Here is a 22,633-nt window from a genome sequence, read left to right as displayed (position 1 = left end):
GGCTGCTAAGCCCCAAATTTCTTCAAAAAATAATCTTTGTAGGTGTCTCCAAGCGGGATTTGGTTGCCATTAACCTTAATGGTAAATTCGGCGGTATCGGTTTCCTGTACATTATTTAAGTTAACGATATAACTCCGATGGGTTTGGGCAAACAATCGCGGCGAAAGCTTTTTGTTCAACTCCTTGAGCGAAATCCGTTCAAGGTACACGGTCCCGTCTTTGAGGTGGATGGAGCAGTATTTGTCTTCGGCGGCGATATGGGTGATGTCGTTTTGGTCAATCTTGATGTACTTCGCTTTGATTTTCACCAGCAAGGTGTGATGGTCATCCGTATGACCCCGGGTGCCGACGTCGGCCTGCGTGGTGTTGTATTGGAAGGCCAGCTCGATGGTACGCAACAAATCGGTCGCGTCAATGGGCTTTTTCAAAAATGCATAAGCCGAAAGCTGCTTGGCCTTTTCAAAATACCCCACATCGGCGTAGTGAGCGGTGATAAAGATAATCAGCAGGTCGTCCCTAAACCGCTTCAGCCATTTCCCCAGTTCCAGGCCATCCATCTCGCCCGCTAAATTGATATCGATGAGCGCCATATCCGCACAGCTTTTCTCAAACAGCCGCAAGGCCTCCTCGGCGTTGGTTGCGGCGCCGCATACCGTATGGCCGGCCTGTTCAACCACCATTTCCAACTGGTCAATATAAAGATCTTCGTCTTCGACTATGAAAATTTTCATCCTGCAAGCGATTTCATTCGGATATGATTCGTTCGTATGTCCACTAATGCTCCTTAGCTACTAGCCGCCAACGGCAAGTAAATTTCTGCGAGTGCCCCTTTCAATTCGTTTCGTATCGTCAATCGCCCTCGGTTTTTCTTTGCAAAGTACATGGCCAGCCGCAGTCCTAATCCAAAACTCTGCCTACTTCCACCAGATACCAAAGCGGCTTCCGTCTGTTGAAGTTCATCAATCACCTTTTGTGGAATTCCACCACCCTCGTCCTGGATACGAACTACATAATAATTCGGATCAAAAGCACCGCCTATGCGCACGGTACTTCCCACTGGCGCATATTTAATCGCGTTGGAGATCAGGTTACGCAGTACCGTTGCTGCCATATTCAGATCGACCCATACGCTGACTGCGTCCACGTCGACCGATAAACGGATACCCTTCGCTTCGGCAGCCGCGTTGTGAACGGCTAACGCTTCCTCCAGCAGCCTTGCCACGTCCTGTTCAATGGGGTTATAACTTATCCGGTTACTGTTAGTCACAGCCCAGTTCAGCAGATTATCGAGTAAGTGGTTAATACGGGTAAGTGCCTCGCCCGTCTTGTTGCCAAGCTGCAACAATTTTTCGCCATTGCCGTTCCTTAAGTGATGTTCGATGAGGTTACCCATGCCCTGCAGCGCAATCATCGGACTACGAAGGTCATGGGCTATAATGGAAAACAATCTGTCTTTGGTGGCATTTACCTCTTCCAGCGTTTTTTTCTGAACAGAAATCCGCCGCAGCAATCTAGCAATCAAAAAAATAATAGCTGCAAGCACCAGCAACCCCACTAAATAAACCGTTTTGATCCTCCGCTCCCGTTGATTGTCCAGCTCCAACTGGCTGATTTGGTCATTCTTCCGATCCGTCTCGTACTTCACTGTCATTTCGCGCATAAAGTCACGCTTGTCGACATTAAATACGCTATCTTGAATCGCATTCCGCTCAGTGATGTACGTAAAGGCCTCTCGAAAACCTCCCTTTTGCTCATAGTAGTTAATCAGCCGGTCGTAGATTTTCAGCTGCATACGTGCTGTATTGTTCATGTGAATCCGCGACAAGCCTTGCTCAATTGCCTCAAATGCCGCCACTTCATTCCCCCTTGCCACATGAAAATCAAAAAGACTGATGGCGGTCTCCACATACGTTTCCCAAAGCTGCAGACGTTCAGTTTCTCGAAGATTCCCACGGAGCAGCTGTTCTGCCTCATCCAGCTGATTCAGGGCAATGTAATTCTGAGCGAGCAGGGTATTGACGTAAAGTTCATCATCCGACTGTCCAAACCGATGAAAATAATCCGCCGCCTGTTTCATGTGATCTATACCCGCTTCATATTGGCCCATATTGGAATACATCTCGCCCATATTACGATGATAGCGACCGTATCCACTTTCTATACCAAGCTGCCAAGTAAGCACACGTTGCCGTTCAAAGTATTGGGCTGCCAGATCATACGCTCCAACGACATTATAATTATGTCCGATGTTATTGTATAAGTCGATCATGTCCTCGTTAATGGTATCCCCTTTATAATACGTTATGGCACGGAACAACAATTGAATCGACCGGCTGAAATTGCCCATTTCCGCCTCAATCCCTGCTGCATTGTTCAGTACCGTCGTTGTAAAAGTCAAGTTATACGGCGTCATTTTCAAACTGTCCAACCTATCGATAGCCAGTTCACTGTAATGCTTAGCCGTCTGCAGGTCGCCCAACCGGGTGTAAAACAACGCCATCCAGAAGCTCATCCATGCGTATTCCGGAGCATCCATTGCCTGAAGCCAAGCGTCCTCCGACATCCGCAATTGCTTCACGTGATTTTCCAACACCAGCAAATTTCCGCTTTCCATCAGCGAATCCATGTAGGTTACTTCTACGCTTAACGAATCATAAAGCGCGCTATAGGTGCCCTCATTCAGACTTTTTCCACGATCCGACTCGCAGCACGCCCATAGTAGAACCACGAGCGCACATAGGGGGAAAAGAATGGCACCATACGTATTTTTGCGAGATGAAGACATACTCAGTTCGGGATGAAGACATAGTTAGTTCGGGATAAAGATAGGAAAATACCAAAATAATGCGTTAATTTTGTTTCCTTCATGACTTTCGCACGCAGGCATAGCTTTTTTATTTTTCTTATACTTGGGTTGCTGTCGGCTATTGGCCCCTTTTCCATCGACATGTACCTACCCGGCTTTGATGCGATTGCCGATAGTCTCCATACAACCGTTGCGCACATTCAACTATCGCTCACCTCCTTTTTCATTGGCATCGCATCGGGCCAGATCATCTATGGCCCGCTGTTGGACCGTTTTGGCCGCAAAATTCCGCTTATTGTCGGGTTGGTGATTTACATTGTGGCATCCCTTAGCTGCGCACTGACCAATTCTGCGGACAACCTGATTATTTACCGATTCATACAGGCATTGGGCAGCTGTGGGGGTATGGTAGCATCGAGGGCGATGGTCAGAGACTTTTATGGTCCGACGGAAAGCGCGAAAGTTTTTTCCCTGTTAATGCTGGTCATCGGCGTTTCGCCGATCGTCGCACCAACTGTCGGCAGTTTCGTGATTACGCATTGGGATTGGCATGGTATATTTCTGGTATTGGCCGCCATTACTACCTGCATATTGTTAGCGGTCATCTTTTTCCTTCCGGAAAGTAAAGGTGCTAACTCAGCTATATCTCTCATGCCACGGCCCATTGTACAATCCTACTGGCAGGTATTCAGAACCCGGCAATTTTTCACCTATGCGTTTGCGGGCGGTTTGGCTTCTTCCGGATTGTATGCTTACCTTGCAGGATCCCCCTATATCATGATTACATTGTATGGTCTCGATGAAAAGCAATACGGAATGGTATTTGCCGTGATTGCCTCGGCGCTGATTACAGCGAGTCAATTAAACCGGTACTTACTAAACGTATACAGCAGCGCCAAAGTCGCAAAGATCGCATTAATCGTCCAGTCGTCCATCGGATTGATACTGGCCTTTCTTTGTACAATGGGTACAATGAACCTTTTTACAATGATCGTTTTGATTTTTTTATTCCTGGGTTCGCAGGGATTTGTGTTTCCCAATACATCTGCATTAGCACTGGCACCTTTCAGCAGGTTAGCCGGCAGCGCCTCGGCGTTGCTGGGTGGTTTGCAAATGGCTATTGGAGCGCTTTCATCGGGGCTGGTCAGTTATTTCCACAATGGAACCACCGTTCCGATGGCAGCGGTTATGGCTGGATGCGCCAGCTTAAGTTTATTTATTTTATTAGCAGGCTCTCCACGGCCAGCCGGTATCCATCAAGACCAAACCCGCAGATAACTCCTTTGCAATTTTTTGCCAGATATGAATGATGGCGAAACGATTCACGAGCGTATACATTGGAAATATGCACTTCGACTACCGGCGTTGTTACAGCAGCAATGGCATCCCCTATGGCCAACGAAGTATGTGTATATGCCCCCGCATTGAGCACGATGCCATCCATCGAAAAACCCACCTCGTGTATTTTATCAATAATTGCTCCTTCGTGATTACTTTGAAAATAGGTTAATGTCACACCGTCATGAGATTGCCGGAGTACGTCGAAATAGGTTTGGAAATCCATATCCCCATAAATTCCCTTTTCCCGTACGCCCAAAAGGTTCAGGTTGGGACCGTTGATGATGATGATATTGCTCATATAATTACAAACTTAGGAAACAATCGACTTGATTCAAAAATCGTAATAAAAATTACGGAACGATGCCCGTATCCCCAATGTCGCCATACCGGTCTGGTGGTGTATTCCCTCCTCGGGGATGCCATGTCTCCGATAGACAGCACCCGCCTCTACCCTTAGGTTGTATTTCGGATTGAACAGGTACGATATCTTACCGTCGGCATACAGCAAATTATTGCCGACACCCCGTCCGATAGGATGCCCGTCCACACGTTGATGTGTACCGTAAGGCCGAAAAATATCTCCACCAAAGTTGGTAGACGCATCCGGATCGGTACCGAACTGCCCCCAGGTGCCCTGAAAAGAAAAATCAAACCGCCGATAGGAATAATTGAGTATACCAACAACTTCGCGGAAGTTGGCTCCCCATGGATGAGCCAGTGGTTGCCCATAGTTGCTGTAATTGCTTACTGGATCCGCATGGGCATAGGCATATGGAGCTGCGGTATTGTATTCGGCAAGGAAATTCAAATCTTTGATACCAAACGCATCAAACCCACGAAATCCGGCCTGAGCAGCCCATTTGCTGTCGGTAAATTCCTCCAGAAAGAATTGCCCATATACCGTTAAGTTTTTCAGCGCCTTGTATTTGGTAGTTAATCCCCAGTGCATTTCAGCCGGGGAAGAAGTATTTGTCAGTTCCGTGGGCCGCATCACGACAACGGGATTGTAAAAATTGAAATTAAACGCTCTACGGCCCGCTGCATTGCGGCTGCCCCAAACCACCGATTGGAAAAGCCCAACCGAAAACCGGTTATTGACATTCCAGTCCACATACTGAAATGCGCCCCACTTCCAATTATCACCCGCACGTGCAACCGAATCAAGTGAACGGGGATGCATCGGATCCAACATATACGTCCACATGCTAAGGTACTGTACATTCCCTAACTTACCGGTCAGCTTCAATGCGGTGTAGTTGGATGAGATGTCCGAAAGCAATACCGACCGGTAGCCGTCACCGATGAAATTTTTATCGTAGGCCAGCGTTACATTGAGGTACTCATCGACCGTGTACGATAAGATGGCAGATCCGTACATCCAATCCTTTTTTCTGCGATCGCTATATAGCGTCTTTCCATATCCCTGTCCGGGTGTAACCGTATGGATAAAAATATAATCATCCAAGTAGCCGGGAAAGGCGCCTTGATTTTCAAAAAAATTCACATACAATGAGAACCTGTCTTCGATGGTCACTCCCGCCTGTGCTCCCCGGGTATTCAACCAAGTAGTACGTCCACCACCGGCAAAGTCGTGCCCCAATTGAAAATCCGGAAGGAAATCCGCGTAAAATGTATATGCATCCTCTTTGATAGCAATCAAGTGTTCGTTGTAAAGCTTACGTCCGCCCCACGAGTAACGTTCCGATACTCCCAGTTGCATAAGCGAATCGTACCTCGGTTGGAGCATATGATCCATTATCATCGGTTTTACCGATGTGTGGAGTTTGGTATCCGTGCTATATAATACATTATTCAGTTTCTGATAAAATTGGTAGGAATAAGGCTGGTATGCCGATTGGGCGCTCACGTTGTACACAAAGCAGCATAACAGTGCTATTGTTCCTACCAACTGCAAGCAATGGCCGTATAAACGTCTAGTCATCGTGCAAAAAATCACTCAGCAAAGATAACATTGCCTTCCAAGAATCAAGCTAATAATCAAATTAGAAACAAAGTTCTCTCATAACGGCATTAAAAACATCAAAAATGAACTTGCTAAAACGGATATGCAGATGCTGGTATTCATTTTTTTTGCATATTGCAGCCGTAAACAAATTTCATAGACGGGGGAATACATCATGAAACGAAGGACATTTATCCAGCATGCCGCTGTATTGGGCACGGGAATATGGGCCAGCAAGTTTTCACTTGCTTCCACCAGATCGGATTATCCGGTGGTTCGCATACCGAAAAGCCAACGGCATTTTTCAAGTGAGCCTGTAGAACGGGCCATTGAGACCTTCCAACAACAGGTAAAAGACAAGGAATTGGGATGGCTATTCGGTAATTGCTTTCCCAACACATTGGACACAACCGTATTTCCAGAACAACAGAACGGAAAGCCCTATACCTACGTCATCACCGGTGATATTGACGCCATGTGGCTCCGTGACAGCTGCGCGCAGGTTTGGCCTTATCTTCCCTTCATGAAGGAAGATCGCAAGTTGCAACAGCTTATTGCGGGATTAGTCAATAAACAAAGTCAATGTATCAATATTGACCCATATGCCAACGCTTTCTACAACGATCCCACGCGTGTGGGCGAATGGGGCAGCGACCACACCGACATGAAGCCCGGTATCCACGAACGCAAGTGGGAGATCGATTCGCTCTGTTATACCATCCGCTTGGCTCACGGATATTGGAGCGCCACTCACGACAAGTCCCCTTTTGATGCAGTATGGATTGAGGCACAACGCAATATCCTGAAAACATTCAAGGAACAGCAACGTAAGGAAAGCTTGGGCCCCTATCGCTTCGAGCGTACAACGGCACGCGGATCGGATACACTTCAGGTAGACGGCTATGGATATCCCGTTAATCCGGTCGGTTTGATCTGTTCAGGCTTCCGGCCAAGTGACGATGCGACCCTGCTATCGTTTTTGATCCCTTCCAACCTCTTTGCCGTGGTCAGTTTGCGGCAGTCGGCTGCGCTGCTCACAGAGATAGCCAATGAACAAGCGTTGGCTGATGAGATGCTTAAATTGGCCGCTGAAGTGGAAACCGCAATCAACCAATACGGTATCATAGACCATCCGTTGCACGGCCGTATTTATGCCTACGAAGTGGATGGTTTCGGAAGCTTCATCACAATGGACGACGCCAATATCCCCAGCCTCCTGTCACTGCCGTATCTAGATGCTGTAGAGGCCAGCGATCCGATTTACCAACGTACGCGTGCCTTTATCCTATCGGAAAACAATCCGTTTTTCTTCCAAGGTTCAGCGGCGGAAGGAATTGGGGGGCCACATATCGGTCGCGACATGATCTGGCCCATGGCAATCACGATGCGCGGATTGACTTCTACAGACGAAAATGAGATGCGCGCCTGCATCAAATTGCTAAAAAGTACCCATGGCGATACCGGATTCATGCATGAATCTTTTCACAAAGATGATCCCAAAAAATTCACCCGTAAGTGGTTTGCCTGGGCAAATACGTTATTTGGTGAATTTTTATGGAAAACTTACAAAGAAAAGCCATATTTGCTGAAGTAGCTATGAGCTAGAAGACAACAGAGTTCAGTGTCTCATAGCTGAGGGGATTGTCTAACATCTAATGTCTAATATCTGACTTCCAAAAATGGGACCGATAGGTATATTTGATTCAGGTTATGGAGGGCTCACCGTATTTCGGGAAATCGTTGCCAAGCTACCGGAATATGATTACGTGTATTTAGGTGATAATGCCCGGGTACCTTATGGCACGCGATCGTTCGAAACGGTTTACGCTTACACGAAGGAATGTGTTGAAAAGCTTTTTGCAATGGACTGTCACCTCGTGGTGCTGGCATGCAATACAGCTTCAGCTAAAGCACTCCGAACCATCCAACAGCAGGACTTACCGCTTCATTCCGATCTTCGCAAGGTATTGGGTGTCATCCGTCCGACGACAGAGGTGATCGGCAACTATACACGCACGCGACATATCGGAATTTTGGCTACTCCTGGCACGGTAAGGTCTGCCTCCTATCCAATTGAAATCCATAAATTTTTTCCCGACATAACGGTGTACCAGCAGGCATGTCCGCTATGGGTTCCACTGGTGGAAAACAATGAACTGGATTCCGAAGGAACCGCCTACTTTGTGGAAAGCGATATTAAGCGACTGCTGCAGCAATCGCCGGATATTGACACGGTGATTCTCGCGTGTACGCACTATCCGCTGCTCCTTCCGCTTATCAAGCGTTTTATGCCTCCTCATATTGAAGTGCTGCCCCAAGGAAAACTGGTCGCTAATAGTTTGGCAGATTATCTCGTAAAGCATCGTGAAGTGGAAACGCTTTGCACAAAAAACGGGCACATTCAATTTTTTACAACGGACAATGCCGTTGATTTCGAAGAAAAAACAAGAAGATTTTATGGTCAGGCTGTTAAAGCCCAAGAGCTAAATGTGTGTTAATCTAGCTTATTTCTTATCTGTCACAATGGTTACCTCTACCCGACGGTTTTGCTGCCTGCCTTCTTGCGTATTATTGGGGGCAATCGGTTTGGTCTGCCCATACCCATGTGTTGTAATCCGATTTTCTGCAAGTCCTTTGTCCACGGCATATTTTTTCACGGATTCGGCCCTTTTTTCAGACAACCATTGATTGTATTCCTCCGTACCGGTAGCGTCGGTATGCCCATCCACAATCAGTGAGGCGCCCCGGTAATCGTCGAGCAGCGCTAGTAACTTATCAAGCTCTTCCTTTGCTTGATCCGTCAGATAAGATGAGTTAAGAGGAAACAGTACATCCGAGTCAAATGTAACCATGATACCGCGATCGGTCACTGCCGCATCTTCAAAGTCGCGTTGTACGTGCTTCAAACCATCTTGAGTGCCATCAATACTCACCTGTGCCCCCGGATTAACAGCCATTTGCTTATTCTTGCAAGAGGTTACGGCCAGGGAAAAAATTAGTGCCGACGAAAGGAACGTATAAAATTTCATATCTGGAAAGTAAAAAGTAAAAGTCAAAATCCAAAAGTAAAAAACATGCAACTAAAATCTATTCGATGTTAAAATAATTTTCGACAACCTTCTGAATACCGGGATGCTGGGAAAATAACTCCCAGATCAATCCACTACGGCCATTTTCAATCATGACCACCACAGCCGCTTGGTTTGCGGCATCATAGGTATCGGCTACCGCATTGCTGTCGATCCCGATTCTGCTACGAAACCCATACTCGGTAAACAACGCATGACCAAATCTGCTATAAAACGCTCGCATGGATCGCACGGCCTCTTGCGGAAGATAAGCGTAGCTGGCGCACGCAATAGCGGGATTGATCGTACACAAAGTATCCGTGGAATCCAATTGCAATTCCGCGCCCCATATGTCCCGCGAGAATCCACCGTAACCCTTTTCGTTGTCGCGTCGTTTATATGCCCCGGTCAAATTTATAGTATTGGTAAAATAGTTTGCAAACGTATCACGCTTTGCCCGTGGATCAAAGGCAAGAAAAGGCTTATAAGCTTCCAGCAATGACGTATCGATAGATCCGACAGTTACTGGAAGGCTATACAATGTCGTATCGTTTACATACGGATATTCGACATAAGTAGGCGAAGCACTGTCATCCGTTGTTTCGAGCTTAACGGCAAAAGACGTGTTGTTGGCTAATTCCATCACATGAGCTGAATCTGCCAATGCTCTCCGGAATCCGAGTCCTAGGGTATAAGCATCACGTGGTAGCGCGTGTTGCGGTGAAGCCAAGGCAAGTACATAGCAGATAAAATCCTCTCCGAAACCGCCCATCGGAGAAGCATCCCTAAATCCGACGGTAGGAGACCAACGATCCAAGAGGATATTCTCTTGCCCCTGGATGGCAAACTGATCCCATTCGACTGTGTTCCATAAGCTGTCGATTTTTTCCAATAACGTACCCGTCTTTCCGCTATCGGCCTGAAAATACTGCTGTGCTACAAGCAGGCCCTGCATCAAATATGCCGTAGACCGCACATCACCCTCGGGTACAGTATCTGTTGCAAAAACGCCCTTACCGGTCCGCCCGTCTATCTTTTCAGGAAACATCCCGTGGTACCGATCTACTTTACTCAAAAAGTCTACGATCCGTTGGAACCTACCTATGGCTGCCGTACGAGATACGAGCCCACGCTCAACCCCCACCACGTAAGCAAGCACACTCAGTCCGGTTTCACGCACAGACACCGTCGCATCGTCAACGCCGAAGTGAATCGCATGCATTCCACTGTTTATTTCTGTCCGTTCTATGAAATAATTAAGATGGGCTGCTTGTATGAAATCCAACATCGCGTCATCGCTAGCCGTTTTGGGAGACGCTTCCAGTACGCCGGAAAATGGCGATTCAAGGTAACCATAGTCTACCCACGCAACTTTATAATAATACGTACGATCTGAATAGGGCACAAAATCCGTATATTTTTGCACGAAAATTGGGCGAATAGCCACTGGATTAAAGTGCTCATTATCTTCTGAGCGATAGATTTTTATGTAGCGGATACTCGGTGTCAACGGCAATTGCCACGTTAGGTCCACATGGCGGTCGTAAGCCACTGCAGTTGACAATACTGCCGGCGAAGACAGCTTTACCCGCGGTGGACGGGCCGGGAGAAACTCGATCTGATCGATATAAAGCCAATGGGTTTCATTATCTGCATTACCCTGCAGGAATTGTATGCCATCAATAGCTACCTTGGGGTTGAACCCGTGGATATCACCTAACGGTACCTGCACGTTCAACCACATATTAGGCTGAAAATCATCAACGTACTCAGCGAGGTTTATTCCCGTACTGGTCTGCTCGTTTTGCACCAACATCAACCGCGGTAACGAAGCAACATCCGTATCGGAAGCAACAAATAACTTAAACGTCAAAATGTGGCCTGTTTTAGATTGATAACAACGCGAGCCCGGAGGATAATTGATTTGTACACGCCACGTGCCGGTTGTGGCCGACTTATATTTCAGTGACAATGCGTTGCCCGGAGTAAAGAATACGGTATCCGAAACAGGTAATCTTCCGTCTACATTTTCCACCCAGCTACCGGCGTTGTAATCGATCCGGCTATACGCATAATTACCGTCTAATATACTATTTTCAAACAAAACCTCCGGATAGGTATCGGCGGTAGCTGATAGGATTCCCTTTAGAAAAAACAGAAGGAGTAAAGTAATCGTTCTAATCATAAGCCTGATTGAATACTGTCGACCGTTGAATTTGAGAAACCTTCGCAAAAACCGAGCCATCTCACCTATTGGCTGTCGGAATTCGGCTGTTTCAGAAATCAACTGTCGGAAGTAGAAGTCAGCAAACAGCTGATTGCCGAAAACCGATTGCCGAACGCCGAATGCCTTTTTAAATAGTCAATACAATTCCCTAACTTAGCGCACTGATTTTTGCAAACACCCTATATGGAGACAACGTTTGATTTCGAGAAGCCAATTGCCGATCTGCAAATGCAGATTGAGAAAGTACATCAAGTTGCTGAAAAAACCAAAGTCGACATGAGTGCTACATTGGCGGAGTTACAGGAAAAGTTGGAAAAGACCAAACATGAAATCTATAACAACATGACCGGTTGGCAAAAGGTACAGATGTCGAGGCATCCCGATAGACCTCAAACACTGGATTATGTTGGCCAGATCTGCGAAGAGTTCATCGAATTACATGGGGACAGAAACGTGAAGGATGACAAGGCCATTGTAGGTGGTTTTGCATCCATCAACGGCCAGTCAGTCATGATCATCGGCCATCAGAAGGGCAAGAATACGAAAGAGAGGCAGTTCCGCAATTTTGGGATGGCCAATCCAGAAGGTTATCGGAAAGCCCTGCGGTTAATGAAATTGGCAGAAAAATTCAATAAGCCAGTGGTTACGCTGATCGATACGATGGGTGCTTATCCAGGTATCGAAGCGGAAGAACGGGGCCAGGGCGAAGCCATTGCCCGCAATTTAATGGAAATGTCGGTATTGAAAGTGCCTATCGTCTGTATAATTATTGGTGAAGGGGCCTCGGGCGGCGCGTTAGGCATCGGAGTGGGCGATCGTGTGTACATGCTTGAACACACCTGGTATTCAGTAATATCCCCTGAATCCTGCTCATCGATTCTCTGGAGAAGCTGGGACTACAAGGAAAAAGCTGCTGAGGCCTTGAAATTGACAGCCGCTGACATGTTGAAAAATGGCCTTATCGACGGTATCATTCGGGAACCTTTAGGAGGTGCGCACCATAACCCGAAACAAATTGCCGAATCCGTAAAAAAACAGCTACTTGCCGATCTTGCTATCTTAAAAGCACAGCCCGCAAGTCAATTGGTTGCGGAACGCATTGAGAAATTCAGTAAAATGGGCGTAGTGATCGAATAATAAAAAATAGGCCGTCAATCAATTGCCCGGTCCAAATGTACATACCCCCCATCCACATGGATCAACTGACCAGTTGTGTGGGTTGACCGTTCGGACAATAAAAACGCCACCATGTTGGCTATTTCTTCCGCTGTGGTCATTCGGTTACCTAAAGGAATTCGTTGCGTAATTTTTTGAAGCGTTTCTGTTGGATTATCCAGCGTTTTAATCCAAGTATCGTACAGCGGCGTATAACATTCCGCTACGATTACCGCATTCACTCGAATGCCATATTTCAAAAGCTCCACCGCCCACTCACGCGTCAACGCATTACGTCCGCCATTGGCTGCGGCATAGGCTGATGTATTTCCTTGCCCCGTCTCTGCGGTTTTCGACCCAATATTTACGATGCTACCTTTGCTTTCTTTCAATGCGGGGAGTGCATGGTGAGCCATGAGGTAATAGTGCACAAGCGACTTATGAAGACTGTCTATAAACCCCTGATAACTTCCGTTTTCCAATCCAACTCCGTCGTTTACACCAGCGTTATTTACCAAACCGTCTATGCGCCCGAACTCGGCCACTGTTTCCTTAATTGCCCGCTCACAGTCCTCGGGCCGGGTCAGCTCCGCTTCAATGCAGAATGCCCTTCCTCCTTGAACCTCAATCTCTTGTTGCACCAAGTGGTTGTCGGATTGACGCCTACCTACAATTACGGGAATAGCTCCTTCAGCCGCCAACGTGAGCACAATGCCCCTACCGATTCCTTTGGCCGCACCGGTAACCACCACTACTTTATCTTTTAACTTCAGATCCATAATTATGTATTCAATCTATAAAAGTCGGCCGCACATTCATGCCATATCGACCGTTGTTCACTGTCTGTCAAATTGTCGACGGCTTCAGCTACCAATTCAACCACTTGTGCATAATCCGCCGCAACCAAGCATACCGGCCAATCCGACCCAAACATAACCCGCTGGGGACCAAACACCTGGAGTATATGCTGCACATAAAACAAAAAATCTGCTGGCTTCCAATTCTTCCAGTCAGCTTCAGTCACCATACCGGACAATTTGCAATACACGTGCGGGTGCTGTGCAATAGCTGCCATCTGAGTGGCCCATGGTTCCCTTTCGCCCGCTTGGATATAAGGTTTGGCCAAATGGTCAATTACCAACGGCTGCGGGGGCAATACGCGTACGAATTCAAGCGTTGCCTCCAATTGATGCGGTTTAACCAAAAGGTCATAGGTAAATCCTTGTTTTCCCAGCGACTCAACTCCGTGGAGGAACGCCGGACGCAACAGGAAATGAAGATCTTGTTCGCCCTGCACGATGTGACGGAAGCCTTTAAGCTTGGGATACCGGCGAAAATAACTCAATCGTTCAACAACATTTGCTGCTTGCAGATCCACCCATCCCACCACACCCTTGATAAAGGGATGTTGCTCGGCAAGATCCAATAGAAAAAAGGTTTCCTCTTCTGACTGATCGGCCTGTACGGCCACGCAACCCGACACACCATTCACGTCCAATACAGGTTTCAGATCGTCCGGCAGAAAATCGCGTTGGATAGCCGCCATGTCGTCGGTTATCCACGCGTCCCTTTCCGGCTGATACCTCCAAAAGTGCTGATGTGCATCAATCCGTTTCATACCGTGCTACCTATCCTTCTTTTAGCCACGGTACGCCCTGACTACTTGGCGTGAAGTACCCAGTCCGTCGGCCCCCAGTTCAACTACATCTCCCGGTTTGAGATAAATAGGCGGATTGAAACCTAATCCAACGCCCGCAGGGGTGCCTGTAGAAATAACATCGCCAGGTAGTAGCGTCATAAATTGACTTACGTAGCTGATGATAAACGGCACATCAAAAATCAAATCCCGTGTGGTCCCATCTTGGTACGTTTTGCCGTTTACGGTGAGCCAGAGACGTACGTTGTTTATATCAGAAATTTCGTCTTTGGTAGTCAGAAAGGGGCCCATAGGTGCAAACGTATCACATCCCTTCCCTTTATCCCAGGTACCACCACGTTCCAATTGAAACGCACGTTCAGACACGTCGTTATGCAGGACATACCCGGCTACATAATCAAATGCATTGGCTGCATCCACATAGCTCGCTGTTTTGCTGATCACTACACCAAATTCAACCTCCCAATCGGTTTTCGTTGAATTTTTGGGAATCACGATATCATCAAATGGACCACTCAGCGACGTTGTCGATTTCATGAAGAGAATTGGTTCGCTAGGAATTGTAGCGCCCGTTTCGGCCGCATGGTCGCGGTAGTTGAGCCCAATACAAAGGATTTTCGAAGGTCGCGCGAGTGGGCTTCCCAAACGAGTGCCTTCTGGAACGGCTACCAAGTTACCCTCATTGGCTTTTACAAATTCTTCCAGCCTTGCAAGTCCCTCGTTCCCAAAAAATTCCTCATTGTAATCACCTCCGAATGCGGAGACATCATAATTTACCCCATCGATCTGTACCCCTATTTTTTCACGGCCGGGATCGCCGTATCGAATTAATTTCATATTTTTTATTTTTTTGCGACCGGCAGTCAGATTTCGGCTTTCGGCTGTAGGCTTTCCGATCGCTGATTTCTGACAGCTGATCGCACCATCAATTATTCAACTTAACAAATCCGCCATCTACCGGATAATCGTTACCAGTAATAAATCCAGCTTCGTCCGAGCAGAGGAAGAGCGCCATCGACGCAATCTCATCGGGTTGCGCCATACGGCCAATGGGCTGGGTTTTAGAAAGCTTTTCAAACATTTCTGCTTCCTGACCGGGATAATTCTTGGCAATAAAGCCATCCACAAAAGGTGTATGCACGCGTGCAGGCGAAATGCTGTTGCATCGGATGCCGTGGTGCAGGTAATCCCGGGCAATGGATAGCGTCATTGCGTAAATGGCACCTTTGCTCGTCGAGTAAGCAAACCGGTCGGTGATTCCTACTAAAGCCGCTATCGATGCCATATTAAGAATGGCCCCCGCTCCCTGCTTTTTCATGCGGGGTACGACAGCGTATAACATATTGTATGCTCCCTTAACATTGACCGTGTAGATGCGGTCGAAATCCGTCTCGTTGGTGTGTTCTACATCACCCACATGGGCAATACCTGCATTGTTTACCAAAATATCAACCGTATTAATGCGGGCCATTACTTCCAACACCGATTGTTGATTACTGACGTCGCAGACATGAGCCTGGGCCTGACCTCCGGAAGCCTGGATTTCATCGGTCAGCATATCGGCACGCTCCGTATTCAATTCCAAAATATGCACAAATGCCCCCTCTTTGGCAAACAACAGGCTAATTGCCCGCCCTATTCCACTTCCGCCCCCCGTAATGACGGCAGTTTTCCCTAGTAATCTTTTATTTGACATCGGTTAAAATTTGCTAAATCTAGTAAGATAAATCGTAACGACCAACTATAAAGACACGCCTCTTCTCCATGGAATAAAGTCGTCCTGCCCCAATTGTACAGCTTTGGGCTGCGTAATTCCACTGGCTACGTCGATCACGAATTCCAATATACGGTGTGCCGTTTGCTCAATGGTTTCCGTTCCCTCGATGATTGTACCGCAATTGATATCGATGATATCGGGCATGCGCGCAAATAACTTGGTGTTCGTGGCCAATTTGATAACGGGCGCAATGGGATTGCCTGTAGGCGTACCCAGTCCAGTGGTAAATAATACCACATTTGCTCCGGCAGCCACTTCCGCAGTAGTACTTTCCACATCGTTGCCCGGCGTACACAGTAAGTTCAACCCCGGTTTATTAGCTACTCCGGGGTAATCCACCACGGCGGTTACCGGGGAAGTACCTCCTTTTTTTGCGGCCCCTGCCGACTTGATTGCATCGGTGATCAGCCCATCCCGTATGTTACCGGGTGAAGGATTGGCATAGAAGCCGGATCCATCTGCTTCGGCCCTCGCGTTATAGGTTTTCATAAGCTCCATGAATCGAAGCGCCGTGGGTGCATCAATGCACCGGTCGCTCAACTCCTGTTCAACCCCACATAGTTCGGGAAACTCAGATAAGATGACCGAGCCGCCCATTGTCACCAGCATATCAGAAACATAGCCTAATGCCGGATTAGCTGAAATCCCTGAGAACCCGTCTGAACCTCCGCATTCCAAACCTATGCATAACTTACTCATCGGTGCAGGCGTTCGCCGTTGCTCATTGGCTTTCATCAGTCCGGCAAAGGTATGGCTCAGGGCTCGCTGGATCAAGTTAGTTTCCGTGCCCATCAGCTGTTGTTCAAAGATATATAGCGGGCGGTCAAAATTTGGGTCACGCTTGTTAATCTCTTCCCGAAGGATGGAAGCCTGTGCATGTTGACAACCCAGACTCAATACGGTGGCCCCCGCTACGTTTGGATGGGTAATATATCCCGCGAGCAACCCGCAAAGGGCATCCGAATCAATCCGCGTACCACCACAACCCATTTCATGGTTCAAGAATTTAACGCCATCCACGTTTTCAAACAACCGCTTTCCGACGCCCTGTTCCCGGTCAGCAGCAATATCGGCATTTAAAATATCCTCGACGGTTGCACCGGCCTGATGCAATCGGATCAACTGATCCACTTCAGGTTCATAGTCTCTGGACTGTTTACGGTAGCCCAATTTCTCTTCGAGTGCCTGTTTCATTACCAGCACATTGCGATTTTCGCAGAATACCAACGGTATGACCAGCCAATAATTGGCGGTGCCTACCGTTCCATTGGTACGGTGGTACCCCAGGAAAGTCCGATCCTGAAATGCCGACACATTCGGCTGCCTCCAGTCGAGTTTGCGTTCGCCCAACGTAAATGGATCTGCAGCGTGGTGAACGTTTTGCGTCGTGATGGTTTCCCCTTGTGGTAAGGCAATATGGGTTTTGCCTACCAAAACCCCGTACATCCGCACTTCACCTCCTGCTTCCAAGGGTTCCAACGTAAATTTGTGCTTCGCCTTTACCCCACTCAACACCGAAAAATGTTTTCCTTCAAATGTAATTTCGGTGCCCGGTGCAAGGTCCTGCAATGCAACCAACACGTTATCATCGGGATGTATCCGCAGAAAAAGCTGTCTATCCATCGTTACGTTCGGTACCACTAAGTTCAAAAATTTTATTCATGATAACCCACTTTTCCCCCGGCTTGGAACCCGGTATCGCTTTTTGGTATTTCCAGGTAAGCTGTTCCCATTCCTGTACCAAAGGATTCTCCGCATCCGCCGTGGCTTTCTCATCAAATGAAAAATCATCGTTGGCGTCGATGATCATAAACATCCGGTTGCCGAACCGATAAATGTCCATCCGGGTGATGCCCGAATCTTTGATAGATTGCTGAATCTCCGGTGCCACGGCTTGATGCAACTGTTCATATTCAGCTATCAGCCGCTTGTCGTCTTGCAGGTCCAACGCTAATGCATATCTTTTCATGCTTGTTGTATTTGTCAATTTATGTGTTGCATATGATATTAATTAATGTGCCGCAGCAACCTGGGTAACCTTACTATTTATGTTTTGTAGGGCAAACAGCAATACGACTGCAAAGCAAGCAGCAGGTACAACATACGCACTCTGCATACTGAGCCAATCGGACAACCGACCCATGATCAAGGGGACAATGGCGCCTCCTACAATAGACATAATCAGGATGGACGATCCCTGCTTGGTATTTTTACCCAATCCGCCGATCGCGAGCGAAAAAATCGTTGGAAACATGATAGACATCAGGAAGGTAACTCCTACCATGGCATAAACGGCAAACATGCCATCTACCCCTGCCGATATCAGGGTAAAGATCACGCTGAGGAGCGAAAAAATCGCCAGCAGCTTAGCAGGAGTTACAAAGCGCATCAGGAATGTCCCCACAAAGCGTCCCAGCATAAAACCCAGTAACGCAACGGACAACAGATTTGCGGCAGCTTTTTCCTGTACTCCTGCTACCTGATCCGAAAAGCGGATAAAAAAGCTGACTACGCCTACCTGTGCCCCTACATATAAGAACAGTGCCACAACCCCAAACAGGAAATTACCATTAGTCCAGAGTGATTTCCCCTTCACGCGACCATCGTCCGCATGCGTTTCTTCGTTAATTTCAGGCAACGACGTACGGCTTACCAGTAGGGCAACCAACAACACTACTACGCCGATCACGATATATGGCAATTTAACGGCATCCGCTTCCGATTGTAGATAAGCGGTCAGGTCATTTGCCGGCATCACTGTCTGTTCTTCTACGCTTAGCGTCTTACCGGATAAAATATAATGCCCCCCGATGAAGGGTGCCAGCGTAGCCGCCAACCCATTAAATGACTGTGCCAAATTCAGCCGTTGGGTTGCTGTTCCCGGATCGCCCAATACGCTAATATACGGATTGGCTGCTGTTTCCAGAAATGTCAGCCCGCTGGCAATGACAAACAAGGCTATGAGAAAAAATCCGTATTCACGGGTATTGGCGGCGGGGAAAAACAGAAAGGCCCCCAAGGCAAATAGCAAGAGTCCGAAAACAATCCCCTGCTTGTACCCAAATCGTTTCATGAAATAACCGGCAGGCAGTGCCACGGCAAAGTAGGCGATGAAAAAGGCTGAATCAATAAAGGCCGACTGGAAATCCGATAGCTGGCAAGCTTTCTTAAGATGCGGAATCAAAATGGGATTCAGGTTATGTGCAAATCCCCATAGGAAAAACAAAGAGGTGACCAAAATTACCGGAATCGTCATTTGTCGTTTTGCCATCACTAGTTTATCGAATAATTGGTTCGTATAATAAGACTAGGCAAAGTAAACAAACAAACCAGTCAAAAGCTGCCTCCATATTAGCGATATATTCAGCTATATTAGCTTATTTTTATTATAATTGTCAAATATTATGTTCTTTTGACTGAATAATAAAAAACTATTTCCTAATGAAACCACAGTTGCTAAAGGTAAGTACAGGTCCGGCCCACTCTTTCAGTGCACGGCGGGATACTGTACCTTATGCTAACAACCGCTGGCATTATCACCGGGAAATTGAACTTATTCATTTTGAAAGAGGCCGGGGCACTCAATTCATTGGCGATAGCATACGCAACTTCTCGTCGGGGGATGTAGTGCTCATCGGTTCCAACTTGCCCCATTACTGGAGTTTCGACAATAGCTATTTTGATGCCAGCAACCAAGAAGCAGCCGATGTCCGTGTGGCACATTTTAATGAAGATTTCTGGGGCATGGATTTTCTCAATCTGCCGGAGAACACACACCTCAAGGTGCTGCTTCAACAAGCCAAACAGGGCATTTCCGTGCAAGGTATAGCCCGAATGCGGGTATGCAAGTTACTGGAAGAATTGATCACCACTGAAGGCACGAAACGGATCGTTTTGTTGATTGAGGCGCTCACTGCCATTGCGCAAACCAAACACATCCAGTTGCTATCGTCTGTCGGGTTTAATCCGCATTTCCAGCGCGCTGAAAAAGACCGGATCAACAATATTTATGATTTCGCCCTGCAGCGCTTCAAGCAGCGGATCGCATTGAATGAAGTGGCCGAGGTGGCGGGCATGAGCAGCAATGCCTTCTGTCGCTATTTTAAGTCACGAACAGGTAAGACATTCTCGCAGTTTCTTATCGAAATACGCGTGGGCCATGCTTGTAAACTGCTCATCGAAAACAACCTGAATGTGAAGCAAATTTGTTATGAAAGCGGATTCCATAATTTCGCGGGATTCCACAAATACTTCAAGCAAATCACGGGTAAAAGCCCGTTAAATTATCAACGAGCCTATCTGAAATAGCCGATTGTGCGCCCGATTTTTTTCGTTACTCGTTAGCTAAACTTAACGAAAATGGCAAATCATCTGGCTTGGTTCCACGGGTCATATTCGGCTTGTCTCCCATATCGAATCGGAGCACAGCACCTTTCATCAGCTCACTGTGTTTGAGGTAGTTCTTATTGTATTCCTTGCCGTTAAACGTAGCCGACTGGATATACCGATTTTCCTTGTTGTTATTAGGCGCCTGTATTTCGATAGTTTTTCCATTTGCCAGGTGGATGGTTACGTTCTTGAATAATGGAGCGCCCAATACATACTCATCCGTGGCGGGCGTAACGGGGTAGAAACCCAGCGCAGAAAACACATACCAGGCCGATGTTTGACCATTGTCCTCGTCGCCGCAATATCCATCGGGCGTTGGCAAATACATCCGCTCCATGGTTTCTCGCACCCAATGCTGGGCTTTCCAGGGTGCACCGGCATAATTGTATAGGTAAATCATGTGTTGAATGGGCTGATTGCCATGCGCATACTGCCCCATATTGGCAATCTGCATCTCGCGGATTTCGTGGATGGTGAATCCGTAATAACTATGATCAAACACTGGCGGCAGCGAGAATACGGAGTCAAGCTTCTGTACGAATGCGGCATGCCCGCCCATCAACTGTGCCAACCCTTCCACATCCTGAAACACCGACCACGAATAGTGCCAGCTATTCCCTTCTGTAAAAGCGTCGCCCCATTTAAACGGATTAAATGGCCGTTGGAAATTACCATCTTTATTTTTTCCTCGCATCAGACCGGTCTCTTTGTCAAACAGCTTCCGGTAATTGAAGCTACGTTCACGATACAATGCAATTTCATCTGCAGGACGGCCCAGCGCCTTTGCCAACTGGTAAATGGCGAAATCGTCGTATGCATATTCCAGCGTGCGAGCAGCATTTTCATTGATTTTTACATCATAGGGCACATAACCAAGCGTGGTGTAGTATTCAGCGCCTGCCCGACCCACAGCAGTGATCGGCCCGGCGTTGTTTGCGCCTTTTAACAGCCCTTCGTACAGTTTCTCGATGTCATAGCCCCGCAGCCCTTTGATATAAGCATCTGCCACCACAGCAGCAGAATTGTTACCCACCATGATATTGCGGTAGCCAGGACTGGCCCACTCAGGCAACCAGCCCCCCTCTTTGTAGGCATTCACCAACCCTTCCTGCATTTGTTGGTTCACCTCCGGGTACACCAGGTTGAGAAAAGGGAATAAGGCCCGGAAGGTATCCCAGAAACCGGTATCGGTAAAAAGATAGCCGGGTAATACTTTTCCGTTATAAGGACTGTAATGAATTACATCGCCATTGGCATCGTATTCGTAAAACATGCGGGGGAAGAGAATGGTTCGGTACAGGCAAGAGTAAAACGTGCGTACTTGGTCTATGGTACCACCCTCCACGGTTACTTTTCCGAGTTCGGTATTCCATTGATCAGCCCCTTCCTGTTTGATGGTCTCAAAGTTTTTGTTGCCGATTTCCCTTAAGTTCAGTTCGGCCTGTTCTACGCTGATAAACGAAGACGCAACGGTGGCCTGCACTTGCTCGCCACGGCTACCAATCTGGAAACCTACGATGGCGCCCACATGATCAGCCTGTATTTCCAGTCGATTATCCACCAACACGGAGTCTGCAAACGTTCCTACGTTGGCAAACGGACGGTCAAACACGATTACAAAGTAGTTCTTGAAATTATCGGGTACCCCGCCACTGTTGCGGGTGGTATAACCGACGATTTTGTTCTCTCCCGGCACAACTTTGACATAGGAGCCTTTATCAAATGCATCGATGACCACATACGCACTGTCGGTTTTAGGAAACGTAAAACGAAACCGTGCAGCCCGTTCCGTGGGGGTAAGCTCCGTTGTTACGTCATGATCAGCTAGGTAAACGCTGTAATAATGCGGCTGGGCTACCTCAGCTTTATGCGAAAACCAGCTGGCGCGTTTGCTCTCGTCAAACGTCCGTTCACCTGTAATGGGCATAAGGGAAAACTGACCATAGTCGTTCATCCATGGAGACGGTTGATGCGTCTGCTTAAATCCGCGGATTTTATCGGCCGTATAGGTATACATCCAACCGTCTCCCATTTTTCCTGTTTGGGGCGACCAGAAATTCATGCCCCAGGGACGTGCTATGGCCGGATATGTATTTCCGTTAGACAATAAATGAACCGATTGGGTGCCCATCAATACATTCACATAATCCAATGGACGTTCTACATGGGTTACATCTTGTGCCTGAACGGCTTGCGAAACTATAGTAAGCAACAAAATCAGTGATCGTCTCATTTCGTAATTCGTTATGG

Annotated in this window: 19 protein-coding genes; 5 read left to right on the top strand and 14 right to left on the bottom strand. The window is 47.5% G+C overall.

The window, feature by feature from the left end:
• Positions 1-5 precede the first annotated feature (5 nt).
• Positions 6-731, bottom strand: a complete 726-nt coding sequence (locus BMZ56_RS02090; RefSeq protein ID WP_090623517.1) for a LytR/AlgR family response regulator transcription factor — start codon at positions 729-731, stop codon at positions 6-8.
• 53 nt (positions 732-784) lie between these two features.
• Positions 785-2,785 carry an ATP-binding protein gene (locus tag BMZ56_RS02085; RefSeq protein WP_090623515.1) on the bottom strand — a complete coding sequence of 667 codons (2,001 nt, stop codon included), beginning with the start codon at positions 2,783-2,785 and terminating at the stop codon, positions 785-787.
• An 81-nt stretch (positions 2,786-2,866) separates the two neighbouring features.
• Between BMZ56_RS02085 and BMZ56_RS02080 the strand changes: the two genes are divergently transcribed.
• Positions 2,867-4,084, top strand: a complete 1,218-nt coding sequence (locus BMZ56_RS02080) for a multidrug effflux MFS transporter (protein WP_090623512.1) — start codon at positions 2,867-2,869, stop codon at positions 4,082-4,084.
• Here the strand turns inward: BMZ56_RS02080 and aroQ are convergent.
• Positions 4,023-4,445, bottom strand: a complete 423-nt coding sequence (gene aroQ, locus BMZ56_RS02075; RefSeq protein WP_090623511.1) for a type II 3-dehydroquinate dehydratase — start codon at positions 4,443-4,445, stop codon at positions 4,023-4,025. The two genes, BMZ56_RS02080 and aroQ, sit on opposite strands and share 62 nt — an antisense overlap.
• A gap of 33 nt (positions 4,446-4,478) precedes the next feature.
• The gene (locus tag BMZ56_RS02070; RefSeq protein ID WP_245893040.1) at positions 4,479-6,089 is read right to left on the bottom strand and encodes a gliding motility protein RemB; all 1,611 of its coding nucleotides are present in this window, start codon (positions 6,087-6,089) and stop codon (positions 4,479-4,481) included.
• Positions 6,090-6,285: 196 nt separating this feature from the next.
• Between BMZ56_RS02070 and BMZ56_RS02065 the strand changes: the two genes are divergently transcribed.
• Both BMZ56_RS02065 and murI read left to right on the top strand, forming a co-directional pair.
• Positions 6,286-7,704 carry a glycoside hydrolase family 125 protein gene (locus tag BMZ56_RS02065; RefSeq protein ID WP_090623504.1) on the top strand — a complete coding sequence of 473 codons (1,419 nt, stop codon included), beginning with the start codon at positions 6,286-6,288 and terminating at the stop codon, positions 7,702-7,704.
• Positions 7,705-7,789: 85 nt separating this feature from the next.
• Positions 7,790-8,608: a glutamate racemase gene (gene murI / locus BMZ56_RS02060; protein ID WP_090623501.1), complete on the top strand. Its 819-nt coding sequence runs from the start codon at positions 7,790-7,792 to the stop codon at positions 8,606-8,608.
• 6 nt (positions 8,609-8,614) lie between these two features.
• Here murI and BMZ56_RS02055 read toward each other — a convergent pair whose 3' ends face one another.
• A complete protein-coding gene (locus BMZ56_RS02055) occupies positions 8,615-9,139 on the bottom strand; it encodes an OmpA family protein (protein ID WP_090623499.1) in 525 nt (174 codons plus the stop codon).
• A 58-nt stretch (positions 9,140-9,197) separates the two neighbouring features.
• A complete protein-coding gene (locus tag BMZ56_RS02050; RefSeq protein ID WP_177195002.1) occupies positions 9,198-11,363 on the bottom strand; it encodes a glucoamylase family protein in 2,166 nt (721 codons plus the stop codon).
• Between the two features lie 225 nt (positions 11,364-11,588).
• On the opposite strand from BMZ56_RS02050, the gene BMZ56_RS02045 reads away from it, so the two are divergent.
• Entirely contained in the window at positions 11,589-12,542 is a 954-nt protein-coding gene (locus tag BMZ56_RS02045) for an acetyl-CoA carboxylase carboxyltransferase subunit alpha (protein WP_090623494.1), read from the top strand.
• A gap of 14 nt (positions 12,543-12,556) precedes the next feature.
• Here BMZ56_RS02045 and BMZ56_RS02040 read toward each other — a convergent pair whose 3' ends face one another.
• The 7 genes from BMZ56_RS02040 to fucP all read right to left on the bottom strand — a co-directional run bounded on the left by BMZ56_RS02040 (position 12,557) and on the right by fucP (position 19,265).
• A complete protein-coding gene (locus BMZ56_RS02040) occupies positions 12,557-13,339 on the bottom strand; it encodes an L-fucose dehydrogenase (RefSeq protein ID WP_090623491.1) in 783 nt (260 codons plus the stop codon).
• Positions 13,340-13,341: 2 nt separating this feature from the next.
• On the bottom strand, positions 13,342-14,178 hold the full coding sequence (locus BMZ56_RS02035) for an amidohydrolase family protein (RefSeq protein WP_090623489.1): 837 nt from the start codon (positions 14,176-14,178) through the stop codon (positions 13,342-13,344).
• A 21-nt stretch (positions 14,179-14,199) separates the two neighbouring features.
• Positions 14,200-15,054, bottom strand: coding sequence for a fumarylacetoacetate hydrolase family protein (locus BMZ56_RS02030; RefSeq protein ID WP_090623486.1), 855 nt, complete (start codon positions 15,052-15,054; stop codon positions 14,200-14,202).
• A gap of 88 nt (positions 15,055-15,142) precedes the next feature.
• Positions 15,143-15,913: an SDR family NAD(P)-dependent oxidoreductase gene (locus tag BMZ56_RS02025; protein ID WP_090623483.1), complete on the bottom strand. Its 771-nt coding sequence runs from the start codon at positions 15,911-15,913 to the stop codon at positions 15,143-15,145.
• A gap of 45 nt (positions 15,914-15,958) precedes the next feature.
• Positions 15,959-17,617 carry a UxaA family hydrolase gene (locus tag BMZ56_RS02020; RefSeq protein ID WP_090623480.1) on the bottom strand — a complete coding sequence of 553 codons (1,659 nt, stop codon included), beginning with the start codon at positions 17,615-17,617 and terminating at the stop codon, positions 15,959-15,961.
• Positions 17,610-17,963 (bottom strand): L-rhamnose mutarotase, encoded by a 354-nt coding sequence (locus tag BMZ56_RS02015; protein WP_090623477.1) that lies wholly within the window; start codon positions 17,961-17,963, stop codon positions 17,610-17,612. The genes BMZ56_RS02020 and BMZ56_RS02015 overlap by 8 nt, the downstream gene beginning before the upstream one ends.
• A gap of 42 nt (positions 17,964-18,005) precedes the next feature.
• Positions 18,006-19,265: an L-fucose:H+ symporter permease gene (fucP, locus tag BMZ56_RS02010; RefSeq protein WP_090623475.1), complete on the bottom strand. Its 1,260-nt coding sequence runs from the start codon at positions 19,263-19,265 to the stop codon at positions 18,006-18,008.
• Positions 19,266-19,435: 170 nt separating this feature from the next.
• Between fucP and BMZ56_RS02005 the strand changes: the two genes are divergently transcribed.
• The gene (locus BMZ56_RS02005; protein WP_090623473.1) at positions 19,436-20,302 is read left to right on the top strand and encodes an AraC family transcriptional regulator; all 867 of its coding nucleotides are present in this window, start codon (positions 19,436-19,438) and stop codon (positions 20,300-20,302) included.
• A gap of 25 nt (positions 20,303-20,327) precedes the next feature.
• Here BMZ56_RS02005 and BMZ56_RS02000 read toward each other — a convergent pair whose 3' ends face one another.
• A complete protein-coding gene (locus BMZ56_RS02000; protein ID WP_090623470.1) occupies positions 20,328-22,616 on the bottom strand; it encodes a GH92 family glycosyl hydrolase in 2,289 nt (762 codons plus the stop codon).
• Positions 22,617-22,633: the final 17 nt, after the last annotated feature.

Origin of the sequence: Parapedobacter indicus, assembly GCF_900113765.1 — a bacterium.
Lineage (GTDB): Bacteria > Bacteroidota > Bacteroidia > Sphingobacteriales > Sphingobacteriaceae > Parapedobacter > Parapedobacter indicus.
The sequence above is the reverse complement of the archived record's forward strand: the minus strand, read 5'-3'. Positions and strand labels throughout refer to the sequence as shown.

What these genes read in the sequence shown, in the direction of transcription:
- BMZ56_RS02050 (WP_177195002.1), bottom strand. Translation starts at nt 11,363, where the DNA reads ATGATTAGAACGATTACTTTACTCCTTCTGTTTTTTCTAAAGGGAATC.
- BMZ56_RS02020 (WP_090623480.1), bottom strand. Translation starts at nt 17,617, where the DNA reads ATGGATAGACAGCTTTTTCTGCGGATACATCCCGATGATAACGTGTTG.
- BMZ56_RS02070 (WP_245893040.1), bottom strand. Translation starts at nt 6,089, where the DNA reads ATGACTAGACGTTTATACGGCCATTGCTTGCAGTTGGTAGGAACAATA.
- BMZ56_RS02065 (WP_090623504.1), top strand. Translation starts at nt 6,286, where the DNA reads ATGAAACGAAGGACATTTATCCAGCATGCCGCTGTATTGGGCACGGGA.
- BMZ56_RS02025 (WP_090623483.1), bottom strand. Translation starts at nt 15,913, where the DNA reads ATGTCAAATAAAAGATTACTAGGGAAAACTGCCGTCATTACGGGGGGC.
- BMZ56_RS02030 (WP_090623486.1), bottom strand. Translation starts at nt 15,054, where the DNA reads ATGAAATTAATTCGATACGGCGATCCCGGCCGTGAAAAAATAGGGGTA.
- BMZ56_RS02090 (WP_090623517.1), bottom strand. Translation starts at nt 731, where the DNA reads ATGAAAATTTTCATAGTCGAAGACGAAGATCTTTATATTGACCAGTTG.
- aroQ (WP_090623511.1), bottom strand. Translation starts at nt 4,445, where the DNA reads ATGAGCAATATCATCATCATCAACGGTCCCAACCTGAACCTTTTGGGC.
- murI (WP_090623501.1), top strand. Translation starts at nt 7,790, where the DNA reads ATGGGACCGATAGGTATATTTGATTCAGGTTATGGAGGGCTCACCGTA.
- BMZ56_RS02085 (WP_090623515.1), bottom strand. Translation starts at nt 2,785, where the DNA reads ATGTCTTCATCTCGCAAAAATACGTATGGTGCCATTCTTTTCCCCCTA.
- BMZ56_RS02015 (WP_090623477.1), bottom strand. Translation starts at nt 17,963, where the DNA reads ATGAAAAGATATGCATTAGCGTTGGACCTGCAAGACGACAAGCGGCTG.
- BMZ56_RS02000 (WP_090623470.1), bottom strand. Translation starts at nt 22,616, where the DNA reads ATGAGACGATCACTGATTTTGTTGCTTACTATAGTTTCGCAAGCCGTT.
- fucP (WP_090623475.1), bottom strand. Translation starts at nt 19,265, where the DNA reads ATGGCAAAACGACAAATGACGATTCCGGTAATTTTGGTCACCTCTTTG.
- BMZ56_RS02035 (WP_090623489.1), bottom strand. Translation starts at nt 14,178, where the DNA reads ATGAAACGGATTGATGCACATCAGCACTTTTGGAGGTATCAGCCGGAA.
- BMZ56_RS02080 (WP_090623512.1), top strand. Translation starts at nt 2,867, where the DNA reads ATGACTTTCGCACGCAGGCATAGCTTTTTTATTTTTCTTATACTTGGG.
- BMZ56_RS02055 (WP_090623499.1), bottom strand. Translation starts at nt 9,139, where the DNA reads ATGAAATTTTATACGTTCCTTTCGTCGGCACTAATTTTTTCCCTGGCC.
- BMZ56_RS02045 (WP_090623494.1), top strand. Translation starts at nt 11,589, where the DNA reads ATGGAGACAACGTTTGATTTCGAGAAGCCAATTGCCGATCTGCAAATG.
- BMZ56_RS02040 (WP_090623491.1), bottom strand. Translation starts at nt 13,339, where the DNA reads ATGGATCTGAAGTTAAAAGATAAAGTAGTGGTGGTTACCGGTGCGGCC.
- BMZ56_RS02005 (WP_090623473.1), top strand. Translation starts at nt 19,436, where the DNA reads ATGAAACCACAGTTGCTAAAGGTAAGTACAGGTCCGGCCCACTCTTTC.